The sequence below is a fragment of the Sorangium sp. So ce131 genome (assembly GCF_051519095.1).
Classification (GTDB): Bacteria; Myxococcota_A; Polyangia; order Polyangiales; family Polyangiaceae; genus Sorangium.
In genome coordinates this window covers 620,722-637,030 of record NZ_CP150455.1, presented here as the reverse complement: position 1 = coordinate 637,030, position 16,309 = coordinate 620,722, and the positions used below count along the sequence as shown (strand labels likewise).

The window sequence follows — 16,309 nt, the reverse complement described above, 5'->3', positions numbered from 1 at the left end:
GACTGGCCTCGCCCGACCGCGCAGGGTTCACGCGGGCCCGCACCCTGGCCGCGCGCCGCGGGCCGCGGCCCATGGATCGCACGATATCAGCCGGCTGCGCGAGCGCGGCGCGCGCTCAGGGCGACTCCCACGGGAGGGGGGCCCCGCCGAGGCCGACCTTCTTGCGGAACGCGGCGTGCAGCGCCCGGGTCTTCGGACCGGGCACACCCGCGCCGACCACGTGGGCGTCGACCCGGACGACCGGGACGATCTCGCGGAGGCTCGAGGTGATGAACACCTCGTCGGCCGCGAGGAGCCGCGACATCGTGACCGGCTCGCAGCAGGCGGGGAGGCCGAGCTCGGCGGCGACGTCGATCACGTGCCCTCGGGTGATGCCGACGAGGATGCCCGCCTCCTTGGGCGGGGTGATCAGCAGGTGCCCCGGATCCTCGTCGCCTTCGTGCGTCGCGGGCCGCCGCTCCACCAGGAACACGTTGGAGGTCGTCCCCTCGACGACGTGGCCGGAGGGGTCGAGGATGAATGCCTCGTGCGCCCCCGCGGCCCGCGCGTCCCGCAGGGCGAGCAGGCTCTCGAGGTAGTTCGAGACCTTCGCCCCGGGCGCCGCGTCGCCGGCCCGCTGGGTGCGGGTCGTGATCACCGAGATCCCGTCGCGGTAGAGCGCGGCCGGGAGCGGCTTCAGCGGCTCCACGAGGATGACCCGGAGCGGCGCGCCCGCGAGCGCGGGATCCAGGCCGAGCGGGCCGCTGCCGCGGGTCAGCATCACGCGGACGTAGCTCTCGACCACGCCGCGCGCGGCGGCGCTGGCCGCGCCCCCTCCCTCCCCGCGCGCGGCCTGCGGCGCCTCGCGCGCGGCCTGCGGCGCCTCGCGCGCGGCTTGATCGATCAGCGCGGTCACCTCGCGGCCGAGCTCCTCTTTCGATACGGGCAACGAGATCGCGATCCGCTCGGCGGAGCGCTCGAGCCGGGCGAGGTGATCCTCGAGCGCGAACGGCTTGCCGCCGTACGTGCGGATCGTCTCGAAGACGCTGTCGCCGTAGAGGAAGCCGCGGTCGTAGACCGAGACCTTGGCCTCCTCCGGCCGGAAGATCACCCCGTCGATGCTGACAAGCCGCGTCACACGGCGAGATTACGTCACTTCTTGAGCTGCGCCAGGAGCTCCTTGGCCGGGGCGAGATCCTTCTCGTTGTCGAGGGCGCGCTCCAGCATCTGGATCGCCTTCTTGTCGTCGTTCTGCCGGTGGCTGATGACGCCGAGGTAGTAGAAGACCTCGCCCTTGCTGATCGGCGCCCCCTCGTCGAGCTTCTGGAGGAGCAGCGCGCGGAACGTCTTCTGCGCCCGGTCGATGTGCGCCGCCTTCGCCGCGTCGTCGCCGGTCTCCGACAGCTCCAGCGCCAGCACGCCGAGGTCGCGGAGGATGGCGATCGAGCCCGGGTCGATCTTGAAGGCGATGTCGAGCTCGCCGAGCGCCCGCTCCCGCTGCCCCTCGGCCAGGTAGGCCTTGGCGAGGCGGTGGTGGATCGCGGCGAGGTCCTTCGAGCGGCGGCCGCCGTAGGACTCGACGATCTGCTGGAGCGCCTCGGCCGCCTTCTGCCCGCGGCCCGAGGCGCTGTACGCGTCGCACAGCGCGAGCAGGAGCTCGCGGTCGCCCGGCACGAGCTCCGTCGCCTTCACCAGCAGATCCGCGGCCCGGCCAGGGTCGTTCCGCTTCGTCAGGTGGATGCCCGCCGCCTTGCGGTAGAGCGCCACCTTCTCCGCGGGCTGCTTGGCCGCGTCCGCGTCGCCGGTGATGAGGTCGGCGAGCTCGCCGTAGGCCTGCTGCTTCTCGTAGAGGGCGAGCAGCTGCCTGCGGATCTCCTGCGCCGACCCGTCCGCGGCGAGGCCGCGCTCGAGCACGCGCCGGACCGCGCCCTCGTCGCCGAGGGCCCGGTGCAGCTCCGCGAGGCGGAGCGCCGTGCTCACGGCGTCCGCGCCGCTCGCGCCCTCGAGGATCACCTCGAGCCGCTGCGCCGCCTCCGCCTTCTCCCCGCGCTGCTCGTGCAGCCGGGCCAGCGCGAGCAGCGCGCCGGGGTGGCGCGGCTCGCGCTCGAGCACGGCGCGGTAGGTCTCGATCGCCCGCGCCGTGTCGCTCAGCCGGGTCTCGTAGACCTCGCCGAGCCGGACGCTGTACGAGAGCTCCGCCGCGACGTCGCCCCGGTCCCTCGCGCGCTCGATCTGCGCGACGAACAGGTCCGACAGCTCCTGATCGCGGCCGGTCTTCTCGAGCAGCTGCGCGAGCAGCACCGTCGCCTTGTCGTTGTCCGGCTGCTCGTCGAGGACCGCGCGCAGGTGCTCGGTCGCCTCGCTCACGGCGTCGAGCCGGGAGAGGCAGATCTCCGCGCTCTCCAGGCGCAGCGCCGAGCGCGCCTCCGGGGACTCGGCCAGCTCGGTGAGCCGCTCGAGCAGCGCGAGCAGCTCCTTGTACTTGCCGGCCTTCGCGTAGAGCTCGCGCAGCGCCGTCGCGGCGCGCTCGTCGCCCGGCTCCGCCTCGAAGAGCGTCTCGTAGAGCTCGATCGCCGCCGCGTCGTCGCCGAGCTTCTCGCGCGCGACCGCCGCCGCGGCGTGCCGCGCGTCGCGCACGCGATCGGCCTCCATGAAGAGCTCGGCCTGGCGCACGAGCAGCCGGAAGACCTCCTTGTGGTCCCCCGCCTCCTCCCGCACCTTCGTGAGCTCGCCGATCGCCCACGTGTCGCCCTCGTCCGCGGCGATCATCTCGCGCAGGATCGCCTCGACGAGCTCGCGGTCGCCCAGCGCGCGCTCGGCGAGCTGCTTCGCCTCGCGCCGGAGCTCGCCCGCGCCCCCCTCCATGCCGTCGAGCGCCGCGATCCGCCGGAGCGTGCCGATGAGATCGCGCTCGCGGCCCGGCGCGCGCTGCAGCTCCTCGATCGCCCGGAGGATGTGCTCGCTCGTGGGATCGTGCTTCAGCGCCTCCTCGAACGCCGCCTCGGCCGCCTTCGGGTCGCTCACCTTGTTCTTCTGCCACTCGGCGATGCGCATCCAGAGGTCGCGCGCCGTGTCGCTGTCGAGGTCCGCCCCCTCGCGCACCGCCCGCTCCAGCGCGGCGGCGGCGCTCGCCCAGCCGCCCGTCAGCGGGGCGAGGCGCTCGATCTCGCCGAGCACGTCAGGGTCCGACGGGTCGTCGGCGAGCGCCTTCTCGAGCGTCGCGAGCGCCGCCCGCGGGTCGTTCGAGCGCACCTCGAGCACCTTGGCGAGGTCGAGGCGCATCCGGATCCGCTCCGCGCCGGTCGGGGCGAAGCGGATGCGCTTCTCGTAGAGGCGCGCCAGCGCGGCGTTGTCCCCGCGCGTGCGGTAGACGCCCTCGAGCGCCTCGGCCGCCTCGTCGAAGAGCGCCGGATCGTCCGTGAGCGCCTCGAGCGCGGCGCTCGCCGGCTCGTGGTCCACGGCGCGGTCGAGCGCCTGCCGCAGGGTGCTCAGGCCCTGGGACTTGTCCCCGAACGACCCGATCTGGATGACCGCGAGCCGGTAGAAGAGATCGGCCTGCTCGCGATCGCCCGTCGTCACCGAGACGCGCCGCTCGAGCACGTCCGCGAGCGCCTTCTCGTCGCCGAGCCGGCCGTACAGCCGGTCCAGCGCCTCGAGCAGCTCCGGCGTGTCGCCGGCGTGCTCGACGGCCTTGGCGTAAGCCGCGGCGCTGCGCCGGTCGTCCTTGAGCTTCTCCTCGGCGATGCGGCCGATCCGGAGGAACAGGTCCTTCGCGATCGTCGCGTCGAAGGTCGCGGCGGCGCGCTGCGCCAGCGCGTCGCAGTAGCGGCCGAAGCCGTCCGTGCGGGCCGCGAGCCGCTCGATCTCCGCGTGCAGCGACGCGTCGTCCGGGGCGTCCTCCAGGGCGCGCAGGAGCGCCTGCTCCGCCTCGATCGGGCGCCCGAGCTCCACGTCCTGCACCACCGCGATCGCCCGCAGGGTCGCGGCGCGGTCGGCCGGCTCGGTCTGCGCGCGCAGGCGCAGCTCGAGCGCGGCCGCGAGCTCCTCGTGGCGGCCCGCCGCGCGGAGCACCGGCTCGAGCACCTCGGCCGCGTCGAGGCGCAGCTCCTCGCGGGACTCGCCGATGGTGCGCACCGCCTGAATGGCGTGGTTGTTCGCCGGATCCTCGTCGAGGACGAGCCGGTACTGCTCGATCGCGTCGCTCGGGCTCTCGAGCTCCCCCGCGTAGAGGTCGCCGATCGCCGTCCGCAGCTTGATGCGCGCGTCCCTGTCCGCGGCCGCGCCCGCCTGGAGCGTCAGGTTCGAGAGGAGGTCGTCCCACATCCGCTCGGCCCGGTAGAGCCGCTCCAGCGCCGAGAGCACCGCCGGATCACCCGGCTTCGCCTCGAGCGCCGCGTTCAGCGCGGTGATCGCGTCGCGCGGGCTCGCGAGGTCCCGCTCGTACCGCTCGGCGGCGCGCACGTTGAGGTCGTAGCGCAGCCCCTCCTCCTCGGCGTCCGCGAGCTCGACGCGGCGGCCGTAGAGCTCCACCAGCCGGCTCGCGACGCCGCGCGGCTCGTAGAGCTCGATCAGCGCGTCGATCGTCATCGCGCTGTCCGGATCGAGGTCGAGCGCCCGCTCGTAGGCCTTGATGGCGCCCTCGGTGTCCTCGAGCATCTCGAGCTTCGTCTCGGCGATGCGCCGGCAGATCGAGGCGTTCTCCTCGTCCGACGCCATCTCGCTCTTCTTCTCCAGGACGGCGATGAGCGTGTCCCAGTCGCTGAGCAGCACGGCGAGGGTGTCCATCTGCTCGAGCGGCTCGGGGTCGCTCGGGTCGAGCGCCGAGAGGCGCGAGTACGCGCCGAGCGCCCGGCGGGGGTCGTCGATCCGCGTGTCGTAGACCTTGGCCAGCGACGAGAGCAGCTCCCGCTTCGTGAGCTCGTCGGCGGTCGTCTTCACGCCCTCCTCGAGGCTCGACGCGAGCTCCTCCCAGGCGCCCAGCTGCTCGGCCAGCCGCTCCAGCTCGCCGCGCGTCTCGCCGTCGTCCGGATCCAGGCTGAACGCCGTCCGCGTCGCGTCGAACGCGCGCAGCTCGTCGCTGCCCCGCGTCTCCCAGAGCTTCGCCGTCTCCCGGAGCACGCCGACCTTCTCGCGCGGGTCGGACGCGAGGCCGAGCCGCTCCTCGTTCAGCCGGACGAGCTGCCGCCAGTCGTCCGCCTGCTCGTAGAGCGGCCTCAGGATCTCGACGACCCGCGCCTTGTGCTGCGGATCCTGGATCAGCGCCTCGAGCGCCCGGATCGCCTCGGCGTGCGCGGGCACCTCGCCCACGATCGCCTCGAGCTGATCGATCGCGCCCGCGGTGTCGTCGAGGCGCGTGCGCAGGAGCTCCGCCAGCGCCAGCCGGTACGGCGCCGCCCGCTCCCCGTTCGGGGCCGCCTCGGCCCGGCGCAGGTAGAGGTCGGCGAGGTCGCGCGGCCGATCGAGCTCGCGGTAGAGCTCGGTCAGCGCGTCGAGCGCCCGCGCGTCGTTCTCGTCCACGTCGAGCGCCGCCCGGTAGGTCTCGATCGCGAGCGCGGGCTCGCGCAGCTCCGTCCGCTCCAGGCGCGCGATCGTGTGGAGGGCGTCGAGCCGGCCGTCGTCCTTCCGGTAGTCGAGCGCGGCGCGGTAGAGCTGGATCCGCTCGGCGTGCCGCCCTTCCTTGATGAGCAGCCCGTCGATCGCGTCGAACAGCTCGCGCGAGTCCGGCTCGAACTCGTGCGCGCGCCGGTACCACCGGAGCGCCTCGGCCACCTCGCCGAGCTCGGCGTAGAGCTCGCCGGTGCGCCGGCTGAGCTTCGCGCTCGACGCGTCGTCCGAGGTGAGGTTGCCGAGCTCCGTCGCGTAGATCTCCGCGAGCCGCCGCTCGGCGCTCGCGACCTTCGCGAGCCGCTCGAGCTCCGCCCAGACCCCCTCGTCGGTGAGGTCCTCGTGGAGGAGCTTCGCCACCGTCTCCAGCGCCGCGCGGTAGTCCTCGAGCTGCTCCTCGTGCAGCGTCGCGAGCCGCTGCAGGAGATCGCGGCGCTCGGCCGGGTCCTGGCTCGCGGCGAGGCGCGCCTCGAGCGCGACCTTCACCCGGTTCCAGTCGGCCCGGCGCAGGTACACCGGCTCGAGCATCTCGCCTGCCCGCGCGCGGTGCTCCGCCTCGGCCGAGCCCTCGAGGATCGCCTCGAGCAGCGCGACCGCGCCCTCGTGCGCCGGCTCGATGAGCAGCGCCTCGGAGAGCTCGTCGAACGCGCGCTGCACGTCGCCGGTGTGCCCGTGCGCGACGAGCGCGATCTTGACGTGCAGGTCGGCGAGGTCGCCGGCGCGCACGTCGAGCTGCCGCTCGTAGAGCCGGATCAGGTCCTCGAAGCGCTTCGCCTCGCGGTAGAGGCTGTCGAGCGCCGCGATGGCGTCCGGGTGGAGCGCGATGTCGAGGATCGTCTCGTACGTCGCGATCGCGCCCGCCTGGTCCCCGAGCGGGCCCCGCTCGAGCTCGGCGATCCGGAAGAGCAGCCCCGTCTTCTCCTCGTCGCTCTCGGCGTGCTCGACCCGGAGCTTCAGGATCTCGAGCAGGCTGGCCGCGTCGTTCGCCTCGCCGTAGAGCTCCTCGAGCGCGATCATCGCCCGGCGGTCGTCGCCGCGCGCCTCGAGCGCCTTCTTGTACTGCTCGACCGCGAGCTCGCGGTCGCCGAGCTTGTGCCGCGCGAGCTCGCCGACCCGGAGCCGCACGTTCTGCTGCACGTCGCTGTCGAGGATGTCCGGCGCGATGCGCTGGAACAGCGCGCACACCTCGGCCCAGCGGCCGGTCGCCTCGCCGAGGCGCTCGACGGTGCTAATCCAGGTCGTCACGTCGGGCTCGCCGGCCGCCTCCCGCACGCCGCGGAGCGCGTAGCCGAACGCCCGCGACGTGTCGCCGAGCAGCCCCTCCGCGGTGCGGAGCGCCTTCTGCAGGGTGGCCAGCCGCTCGCTCGGGAGGTCCGACGTCTCGACCTTGATCTCGAGCACCCGGAGCAGGCGCTCGGCGTCGCCGTCGGCCTCGTAGAGCGGCTCGAGCGTCTCGGCCGCGTCGCGCCGGGCGTCCTCGCGCTCCAGCATCGCCTCCAGGGCCGCGCGGCAGCGCGCGTTCGACGGATCGAGCGAGAGCGCCTGGCGGTACGCGTCGAGCGCCCCCGGCGCGTCGGCCTGGTGCAGCCGCCGCACGTCGCCGAGGCGCGCGAGCAGATCCAGCCGCGCGGGCGTCTCCGTCGCGAGCGACAGGTCCGTCTCCAGCGTGTCGGCGAGGTCGACCCAGCGCTCGTCGAGCTCGTACAGCGCCTCGAGCGCCGCGAGGGTCGGGCGCTCGGGCCCGAACTCGTCGAGCACCGCGCGCCAGGCGTTGATCGCCTCGGGCACGTCGGCCAGCCGCTGCGCGAGCGTCTCGGCCGCCTTGGTCATCGCGCGGCGCCGCTCCTCCGGGTCCGTGGTCGACTGCTCCCGCGCCCGGAGCACGGAGACGAGCTCCCGCCACTGCGACGTCCGCTCGTAGAGCCGCTCGAGCGCCGCGAGCGCCGCGGCGTCGGCGCTGTCGTCGCCGAGCCGCGCCTGCCAGGCCTCGATCGCCTTCTGCGGATCGTCGAGCACCGTCTCGTACAGCGTGCCGATGCGCTCGTAGAGCGACCGCCGCGTCGCGACGTCCTCCTCGAGGCGCACCTCGATCGCGAGCACCCCCGCGAGCGCCTGGTGCTGCTCCTGCGCCGCGTAGATCCGGCCGAGCGCCTGCGCCGCCGGGATGACCAGCGACGGATCGGTCGGATCGATCGCGAGCACGCGCCGGTAGACCTTCTCGGCGCGGTCGACGTCGCCGAGGAGGTCCTCGCAGATCCTCGCGACTTCCATCAGGATTTCGCCGCGGATGGACGGCGTGGGGCACGCGTCTGCGGCCGCCGTGAGCACCTCGGCCACCTGCTCGTGCTCGCCGAGGCGGCGGCCGATCTCGATGAGCCGCTCGCGCGCCGGGAGGTCCTCCGGCTCGAGCGGCAGGAGCTCCGACAGGCTGGCGAACGCGCCGGCGTCGTCCTTGAGCCGCTCGTCCTGGAGCACGCTCACGCGGCGGAGCAGCTCGCGCCGCTCCGACTCGGTCTCGGCGCCCTGGCGCCGGATCTCGAGCACCCGCACGAGCTGCCGGATCTCGTCGCGCGCCTCGTACACCGCCTCGAGCACGCGCGCCGCCCGGAGCCGGAGCGCCCCGATGTCGAGCAGGCGCTCGACCAGCTCGCGCGCCTTCGGGTCGTTCTGCCGGATCCGGAGCACGTCCTCGAGGTGCCCGAGCGACCCCTCCGGCTCGTGCAGCCGGTCGAGGTAGATGCTGCCGAGCGACAGCTTGATCTCGACGCTCTCGGACTCGGTCGCCGTCTTCAGGCGCTGCTCGAGCAGCGCCGCGAGGTCGCGGAAGCGCCCCTCGCGCTCGTAGAGCTTCTCCAGAGAGTCGAGCGCCGCCGTGTAGAACGGATCGAGCTCGAGGATGCGCTCGTAGTAGCCGATCGCCTTGGCGGCGTCGCCGATGATCTCCTCGGCGATCAGCGCCACCTCGTTGAGCAGCTCGATGCGCTCCTTCTGGTCGGTCGTGCCCTTGGCGGCGCGGTCGTAGAGCTCCTCGAGCTCGCCCCACCGCTCGGCCGCCGTCAGGATCTGCTTCAGCCGGTTGAAGGCGCGGTGGTTGTTCGGGTCGAGGCTGAGCACGCGCTCCAGGTACGGCCGCGCGCCCTCCGGGTCGCCGAGCTGCTCGTCGTGCAGGCTCGCCGCGCGCTCGCAGAGCTCGACCTCCACGGCGCTCCCGAGCACCTTGTCGCCCTCGGTGCGCCCCGCGACGAGGTGCACCCGGTACGCCTCCGCGAGATCGGTCGGCCGGCCGGCGCGCCGCGACAGCTCCGCGGCGCGGTCCCAGAGCTCGATGTCGTCCGAGAACTCGTGCAGCGCGCGCAGCAGCGCGTCGAACGCCGTCCCCGCGGCGTGGAGCTTCGTCTCCTCGACGTCCGCGAGCGTGAGGTAGAGCTCCCGGCGCCGCGCCGGGTCCCGCTCCGCCTCGAGGATCACCCGGAGCGCCATCGCCTCGCGGCGGTGGTTGCCGGTCTCGGCGTACTCGACCGCGAGCACCCGCGCCGCGCGCACGCGCGTCTCCGGGCGCTCCACGAGCCGCGACAGCACGGCGATCGCCTCCGGGTCGTGCGCGGACAGCTCGAGCGCGCGCACCGCCGCCTCGAAGGCGTCCGCCGGCCGGTCCAGCCGGTCGAGGTAGAGCGCCGCGAGCTCGATCTCGCGCCGCGCCCGGTCGTCGCCCTCGCTGACGTCGCGCTGCGTGGCCACGATCTCGGCCGCGGCCTCGAACTCGCCCGCCGCGATCAGGAGGCGCGAGAGCGCCCGCAGCGCGTCGAGGCGGCCGGGCGCGAGCGCGATGACCTTGCGCAGGAGCTCGATCGACTTCGCCGGATCGCCGAAGACCTCCTCCTCGAGCGTCGCCCACTCCTCGAGGATGTCGGCGCGCGCCTCGCCCTCGACCTGGCTCGCCCTGAGGTCGAAGAGCCACCGGAGGTCTTCCTGCCGCTCGTTGGCGCGGAGGAGCGCGTCGAGCGCCCGCACCGTGTCGTCGTCGGACGGGTCGTCCTCGACGAGGCCGCGGTACACGGTCACCGCCTCGTCGAGCTTGCCCATCTCGCGCGCGTACACCTCGGCGAGCTTCAGCCGGAGGGTGCGCTGGACGTCGGTCGGCAGATCCGTCGCCGTCCTGAGCCGGCCCTCGACCGCGTCGACGAACGGCCCCCAGGAGGCCGCCGCGCGCGACCAGGCCTCGAGCAGCTCGAGCCCCTCCTCGTCCGGCTTGAGCTCGTACGCGCGGCGCGCGTAGCCGAGCGCGCTCGGCTTGTCCGAGAGCGGGCCGCCGGTGGCCGCCGCCAGCTTGCGCAGCATGCTGACCTGCGCCTCGGCGTCGTCGGTCGCGGCGAGCAGGATCTCGTAGAGCGCCGGCAGCCGGGCCCACTTCTCCTCCTCCTCGTAGATCGGCACGAGCGCCGCGGCGGCGCGCGCGTCCCTCGGCGAGACGCTGAGCACGCGCTCGTACGAGCGGGCCGCGCGCTCGGGCGCCTTGAGCTGCTCCTCGAAGATGCGCGCCGCGCGGAACGAGATGTCGAGCTTCGTCGCCGGATCGGTCGCCTTGTCGGCCGCGCCCGAGAGGAAGTCGACGAGGCCCTCCCAGTCGTTCTGCGACGCGTAGAGCTCCTCGAGCCCGTCCCAGTCGCCCGCGGCGAAGTACGAGTCGCGCAGCACCCGGAGCGCGCGCGCGTGCCCCGGCGAGAGCGTGAGCACGCGCCGCCAGGTCCGCGCCGCCTGGGCCGAGTCCTTGAGGCGCTCGGCGTACACGGCCCCGAGCTTCTGGAGGGAGACGAGCCGCGCCGCGTCGTCGGCGGCGAGGTCGACCCGCCGCTCGAGCACCTCGGCGACGGTGGCGAAGTCCTTCTCGCGCTCGGCCTGCTTCTCGAGCGCGTCGAGCACCCCGGGGGCGTTCGGGTCGAGCTCGAGGATGCGCTTCTGGAGGGCGATCGCGTCCGCGCCGCGGTCGAGCCGCTCCGCCGCGAGCTTGGCCATCTCGCCGAGCAGCTCGATCTTCGCGGCGCCCTCGGCGCCCTCGAGCTTGCGCTCGTAGAGGGAGTAGAGCTGCGGCCAGGCGCGCCGCTTGAGGTAGAGCTCGCGCAGCTTCTGCTGCGCCTCCTCGTCGATCGGCTCGACCGTGAGCAGCGCCTCGTAGGCCGCGATGGCGTTCTGCACGTTCGAGAACTGGTCGATCCAGCGCCGCGCGGCCGCGCGGTAGAGCCCCGCCTTCTCGGCCTGGCTCTCGGTCAGCTCGGCGAGGCGCTGCTGGTACGAGAGCAGGTCGCGCCAGCGCCCGAGCGACTCGTAGATGCGGGTGAGCTCCCGCACCGCGTCGACGTCCTTGTCGTCGAGCTGGACGATCTGGGTGAGCACGGTGACGAGCGCCGCGTCGTTCTTGGCGCGGTCGCGGTAGATCGCCGCGATGTCGCGGAGCACCGCGACCCTGCCCGCGACGTCGGTCGCGGGGGTGCGCTCGAGGTCCTGCCGGTAGAGCTCGACGAGGGCGTTGTACCCCTCGGTCTGCAGGTAGAGGCGCTTCAGCGCGTCGCGCGCCTGGCGGTTCTCCGGGTCGGTCCGGAGCACCGACTTGTACTGCTCGATCGCCTTGGCGGCGTTCTCCTGCGACTCGGCGAGCCGCGCGAGCTCGGTGGCGAGGGCGCGCTTCTCGGGGCCGTCGGGCAGCGCGCGCTGCGCGTCGGTGAGGATCGTCGTGAGCCGCGGCTTGTCGCCGCGCTGCTCGAGGATCTCGCGGTAGAAGTTGAGCATGCCGGCGTGCGCCGGGTCGGCGCGCCGGACGCGGTCGAAGTAGGGCTCGGCGGCCTGGGGCTGGCCGCGCATGCGCCAGTGCACCATGGCGATCTGCACGAGCATCCCGAGCTCATCGCCCGGCTTGACGCCGCCGCTCCGGAGCTGGTCCTCGTAGAGCGCGACGAGGCGCTCCCACTCGCCCGCCGCGGAGTACGCCTCGGCGAGGAACGCGAGGGCCTCGGGCTGGCTGGGGGAGAGGTCGAGCACCTCCTCGTAGGCCGCGACGGCGCGGGCCGGGTCGCCGAGGTGGGCCTTGATGGTACGCGCCATGCGGAGGCCGGCCGCGACGCGGTCCTCCTTGCTCTGCGCCTCGGCCTTGATGAGCGCCTGGACGCGGACGACGGCCTCCCAGTCGCCCGCGGCGGCGAAGGCGAGCTCCGCGAGGTTCGCGGCGCGGCGGTTCTTGGGGTCGAGCTTGAGGGCGAGCTCGAGGAGCTCGGGGATCTTGGCGCCGAGCTCGGCGCGCCCGTAGCGGTAGCCGATGTCGGCCGCGCTCGTGGTGAGCGCGCTCTTGAAGGCGTCGTCGGTCGAGGCCTCGGCCTCGGCGAGGTAGCGCTCGACGATGTCGCGCCAGCGCTCGCGCTTCGAGGCGTCGGTCTCGACGGCCTCGGCGGCGGCGTCGTCGTCGGGGCGCAGCTCGAGCAGCCGGCGGTAGGCGGCCGTCGCGCGGTCCACGTCGACGAGCTCCTCGTGGTAGACGCGGGCGAGCTCGGCCTGCATCGCGCCCTCGACGGCGCTCCCGGCGGCGAGGGCGATCTCCAGCTCGAGCAGGCGAGCGACGGCCTGCCATTCGCGCCGCTGCTCGTGCTTCGCGCGCGCCGCGCCGAGCAGGCGCTCGACGTCCCCGGCGCCCGCGCCGCTGTTCGGCGCGGTCACGGCCTCCGCGAGCTCGTTCCAGGCCGCCTCATTTTCAGGCTCATCCTGCAGGCGCCCAAGGGCCATCCGAATCGTCTCAACGCTCATCGTCTCTCCGCGGACCTCGCGAAACAGGCCGGGTCCGTTCACGGGCCGGCCGAAGATAGCCGGGCGGACGACACGGTTTCAAGGATCCTCGCCCCCGCTGCCCTGGAAGCGGGGCGGAGCTTTCGCGCGCTTGCGCCGGGGGCGTCCTGGGCCGGCGGGAGGCCGGCGTCAGCGCGGTTCACGGGGTTCACGGCGCCCGCTGCTTCGGGTATCCACCGCGGCCATGGAAGCAACGACGATCAAGCGCCTCGGGGTGATCGGGGCGGGTCAGATGGGGAGGGGTATCGCTCAGGTCGCCGCGGCGGCCGGGCTCGAGGTGGTCCTGTGCGACGTGTCCGCCGCGCTGGCGGAGCGGGGCAAGGCCCAGATCGCGGCCATCCTCGAGAAGCAGGTGGAGAAGGGCAAGATGGCCGCGGACGCGCGGGACGCGCTGCTCGGGCGCGTCGCGGTGGCCGAGGGCATGGCGGGGCTGTCGGGGGTCGACCTGGCGGTGGAGGCGGTGACGGAGAGCTTCGACGTGAAGAGCGGGATTTTCAAGCTCGCCGACGCGGCGCTCCCGAAGGGGGCGATCCTGGCGTCGAACACGTCGTCGATTTCGATCACGCGGCTCGCGGCGGTGACCAGCCGGCCTGAGCTGGTGATCGGGATGCACTTCATGAACCCGGTGCCGCTGATGAAGCTCGTCGAGATCGTCCGGGGGATCCAGACGTCGGAGGCCACGTACGAGGCCGTCCGGGCGCTCGCGGTGGGGTTCGGCAAGACGGCGATCACGTCGAAGGACCAGCCCGGGTTCATCGTGAACCGGATGTTGATCCCGTTCCTGAACGAGGCGTGTTTTGCGCTCCAGGAGGGGCTGTCGACGCCCGAGGACATCGACGCGGGGGCGCGGCTCGGGCTGAACCACCCGATGGGGCCGCTCGAGCTGGCGGACCTGATCGGGCTCGACACGGTGCTGTCGATCGCGGAGGTGCTGCACCGGGAGTTCGGGGATTCGAAGTACCGGGCGCCGACGCTGCTGAGGAACCTCGTGGCGGCGGGGTGGTACGGGAAGAAGAGCGGGAGGGGGTTCTACCTGTACGATGAGAAGGGGCAGCGGACGGGGCGGGCGGTGTAGTCGAGGCGCCGCGCGGCCAGGGAGACGCGGACTCCCACAGATCCACGCAGTGTAGGGGGTACGGAGGAGGGGGTCTGCTGGCGTCAGGGCGCGTCGCACAGCTTCACCACCTTCCGCCTCCCGTCTCCCGTCTCCCGTCTCCCGTCTCCCGTCTCCCGTCTCCCGTCTCCCGTCTCCCGTCTCTCGTCTCCCGTCTTTCGTCTCTCGTCTTTCGTCTCTCGTCTTTCGTGCTCGTCCTCGTGATCGTGATCGTGATCGATTATTCCGGCGTACGTCCACGTGGGATACGTCCACCAATGCACTGGACCCCATCGCAGGCGCGCACCAACCGCGCAAAAATACGCTTAGCCTGCAATCACCAATTTTCCCAAGCCTTTCCCGATGTTCGGAGCCCATCGTCAGGGCAACCGTGCCGGATCGATCACGATCACGATCACGAGGACGAGCACGGGAGACGAACGACGAGGGACGAACGACGAGGGACGAACGACGAGGGACGAACGACGAGGGACGAACGACGAGGGACGAACGACGAGGGACGAACGACGAGAGACGGGGGACGGAAGAGTGGGGGGAGTTATCCCCTCCGTCAGCTCGCGGAGGGCTCTCAACCCCAAGCTCAAGGGCGCTGACACGGGCGCAGCCGGCGGCGTACGATGCGCTCCTGCGCGTCGACTCCCAGGAGCTCGACGGGCTCTCCTCACGCCAGCGCCACCTTGACCCTGTTCGAGAGGTCTTATGAACGCGCCCACCGCCGGCCCCACCGAGAGCTACAACCCCTACCAACCCCCCAAGGCCGACGTCACCGCCGCGCCGGACCCCGACGCGCGCTCGCGCATGCGGCTCGCGAGCGCAGGCAGGCGGTTCGCGAACCTCCTCCTCGATTACGTGGGCATCCTGCTGTTCACCTTCCTCGTCGGAATGCTCTTCGGGCTCATCGGTCAGGAGGATCTGATCGATCAGACCAACGACACGTTGTTCGGCATCCTGATGATGTTGCTCTACTACGTCGGAGCCGAGTCGCTCTTCGGCGTCACGTTCGGCAAGCTCATCACGGGCACGCGCGTCGTCATGGAGGACGGCAGCCGCGCCGGCGTGGGCCGAATCATCGTCCGCACCCTGTGCCGGTTCATCCCCTTCGAGGCGTTCACATTTCTGCAACGAAGCGGCGTGGGCCTGCACGACGGCCTCTCGAAGACACGCGTCATCCTCACCCGCGGCGGGAAAGAGCAACGGGCGTAAACAACACGCGCTGGCGGTCGTCCTCGACAGAGAGACCGTCCCGCAAACGGCGAAGAGAGGCCGAAGGCCGCCTGCTCGCCGCCGCCGTCGCGGCGGCACGCCGCGCCTCAGCCGCGCTTCCCCCCGGCGCCGCCCGCTGCTAACCACACCCCCATGAACGGTCAAGAACAGCAGCCGGGGAGCCCTCCTCGCGGTCCCGTCCTCCAGTTCGTCGCCGTCGAGCGCACGGGCCACGTCGCCACCGTGACCATCCAGCGGCCCGACAAGCTCAACGCCCTGAACCCCGCCGTGATCGGCGATCTCACCGCGGCCTTCCGCGAGCTCCTCGCGCCCGAAGGGGGCGACGAGGTCCGCGCCGCGGTGCTCACCGGAGCCGGAAAAGCCTTCGTCGCGGGCGCCGATATCGCCGAGATGGCCTCGATGAACAGCATCGCCGCGAAGCGGTTCGCCGAGGCGGGCCACCGGCTCGCGGAGCTCATCGAGACCGCGCCGTTCCCGGTCATCGCCGCCGTGAACGGCTTCGCGCTCGGCGGAGGCTGCGAGCTCGCCCTCGCGTGCGATTTCATCTACGCAGCCGAAGGCGCCAAGCTCGGCCAGCCCGAGGTGAACCTGGGCGTCATTCCAGGGTTCGGCGGCACCCAGCGACTGCTGCGACGGGTCGGCCCGGGCCGCGCGCGCGAGCTCATCTATTCGGGAGATATGATCACCGCCGAGCAGGCGCTCTCGTTCGGGCTCGTCAACGCGGTCTTCCCGGCGTCGGAGCTCGTCGCGCGCGCCCGCGAGACCGCGCTCAAGATCGCCTCGCGCGGGCCGCTCGCCGTCGCCGCCGCCAAACGTGTCCTCCTGCGGGGCGAGAACCTCGACCTCACCGCCGCCAACGAGCTGGAAGCCCAGGCGTTCGCCGCGCTCTTCGGCAGCGAAGATCAGAAGAATGGAATGAAGGCGTTCCTGGCGAAATCGCAGGCCACGTTCACCGGGAAGTGAACGGGGACGCGCCCGACGGCAAAACAAAAAAGACCGCGCAACATGCCGGAGGGGGGACCGGCATGTGCACGGTGGGTGACCGCGCCGGAGAAACGAAGTGTCCACCGCGGTGCTACAAGGAAGACCACATGCGCTCCGGGCTGGGGGGCAGCACCGGCGCGCACGCAGTAACCCGAGTGTGGCACCCAGCGGCGCGTTGTCGATAACAAAGTGCAAGGGCTGCGCACGTGACGAGCGCAGCGCTCCCCCGCGCTGAGCGCTGCGCGCACAGCGGCTCGGGCACGCCCGATTTCGCGGGAAACACGTCCGAGCCGGGCATATGGATCCATCGATGTGCGGAATCCGCGCGCGGCACGGCAGGCTCTTCGATTCCGGGACGAGAAAAGAGAACGCCACCCGTACCCGTCCTGCGCAGCGCGCGGCGCGGGGCGGCCGAGGCACGGAACACCCGAGCACGTGAGTAAAGAGTCAGGACGAACGAAACACACTGTCGCGAGAAGCGCGCGGCCGGCGCGGTCGTGCGCACGGCGAACCTCCTACTGTGTGCGCCGCACGGTAGGCGCAGGGCGCGAGCACGTCGACGTGACGCCGAAGTAA

Annotated in this window: 5 protein-coding genes; 3 read left to right on the top strand and 2 right to left on the bottom strand. The window is 72.5% G+C overall.

Annotated features, from left to right (window positions below; genetic code table 11):
• Positions 1–115: 115 nt before the first annotated feature.
• Positions 116–1,117 carry an aminotransferase class IV gene (locus tag WMF43_RS02390; protein ID WP_437677213.1) on the bottom strand — a complete coding sequence of 334 codons (1,002 nt, stop codon included), beginning with the start codon at positions 1,115–1,117 and terminating at the stop codon, positions 116–118.
• Between the two features lie 14 nt (positions 1,118–1,131).
• Positions 1,132–12,351, bottom strand: coding sequence for a tetratricopeptide repeat protein (locus tag WMF43_RS02385; RefSeq protein WP_437677212.1), 11,220 nt, complete (start codon positions 12,349–12,351; stop codon positions 1,132–1,134).
• A gap of 244 nt (positions 12,352–12,595) precedes the next feature.
• Here WMF43_RS02385 and WMF43_RS02380 point away from each other — a divergent pair, with 244 nt between their 5' ends.
• The 3 genes from WMF43_RS02380 (at position 12,596) to WMF43_RS02370 (ending at position 15,712) form a co-directional block, all read left to right on the top strand.
• Positions 12,596–13,486, top strand: a complete 891-nt coding sequence (locus tag WMF43_RS02380) for a 3-hydroxyacyl-CoA dehydrogenase family protein (RefSeq protein ID WP_437677210.1) — start codon at positions 12,596–12,598, stop codon at positions 13,484–13,486.
• Positions 13,487–14,224: 738 nt separating this feature from the next.
• Complete coding sequence (locus WMF43_RS02375; protein ID WP_437677208.1) at positions 14,225–14,728, top strand: RDD family protein; 504 nt, start codon at positions 14,225–14,227, stop codon at positions 14,726–14,728.
• A 153-nt stretch (positions 14,729–14,881) separates the two neighbouring features.
• Entirely contained in the window at positions 14,882–15,712 is an 831-nt protein-coding gene (locus WMF43_RS02370) for an enoyl-CoA hydratase/isomerase family protein (RefSeq protein ID WP_437677206.1), read from the top strand.
• Positions 15,713–16,309: the final 597 nt, after the last annotated feature.

Bases quoted from the DNA above. Each gene is read 5' to 3' on its own strand.
- WMF43_RS02385 (WP_437677212.1), bottom strand. From the start codon at position 12,351: ATGGCCCTTGGGCGCCTGCAGGATGAGCCTGAAAATGAGGCGGCCTGG.
- WMF43_RS02380 (WP_437677210.1), top strand. From the start codon at position 12,596: ATGGAAGCAACGACGATCAAGCGCCTCGGGGTGATCGGGGCGGGTCAG.
- WMF43_RS02375 (WP_437677208.1), top strand. From the start codon at position 14,225: ATGAACGCGCCCACCGCCGGCCCCACCGAGAGCTACAACCCCTACCAA.
- WMF43_RS02370 (WP_437677206.1), top strand. From the start codon at position 14,882: ATGAACGGTCAAGAACAGCAGCCGGGGAGCCCTCCTCGCGGTCCCGTC.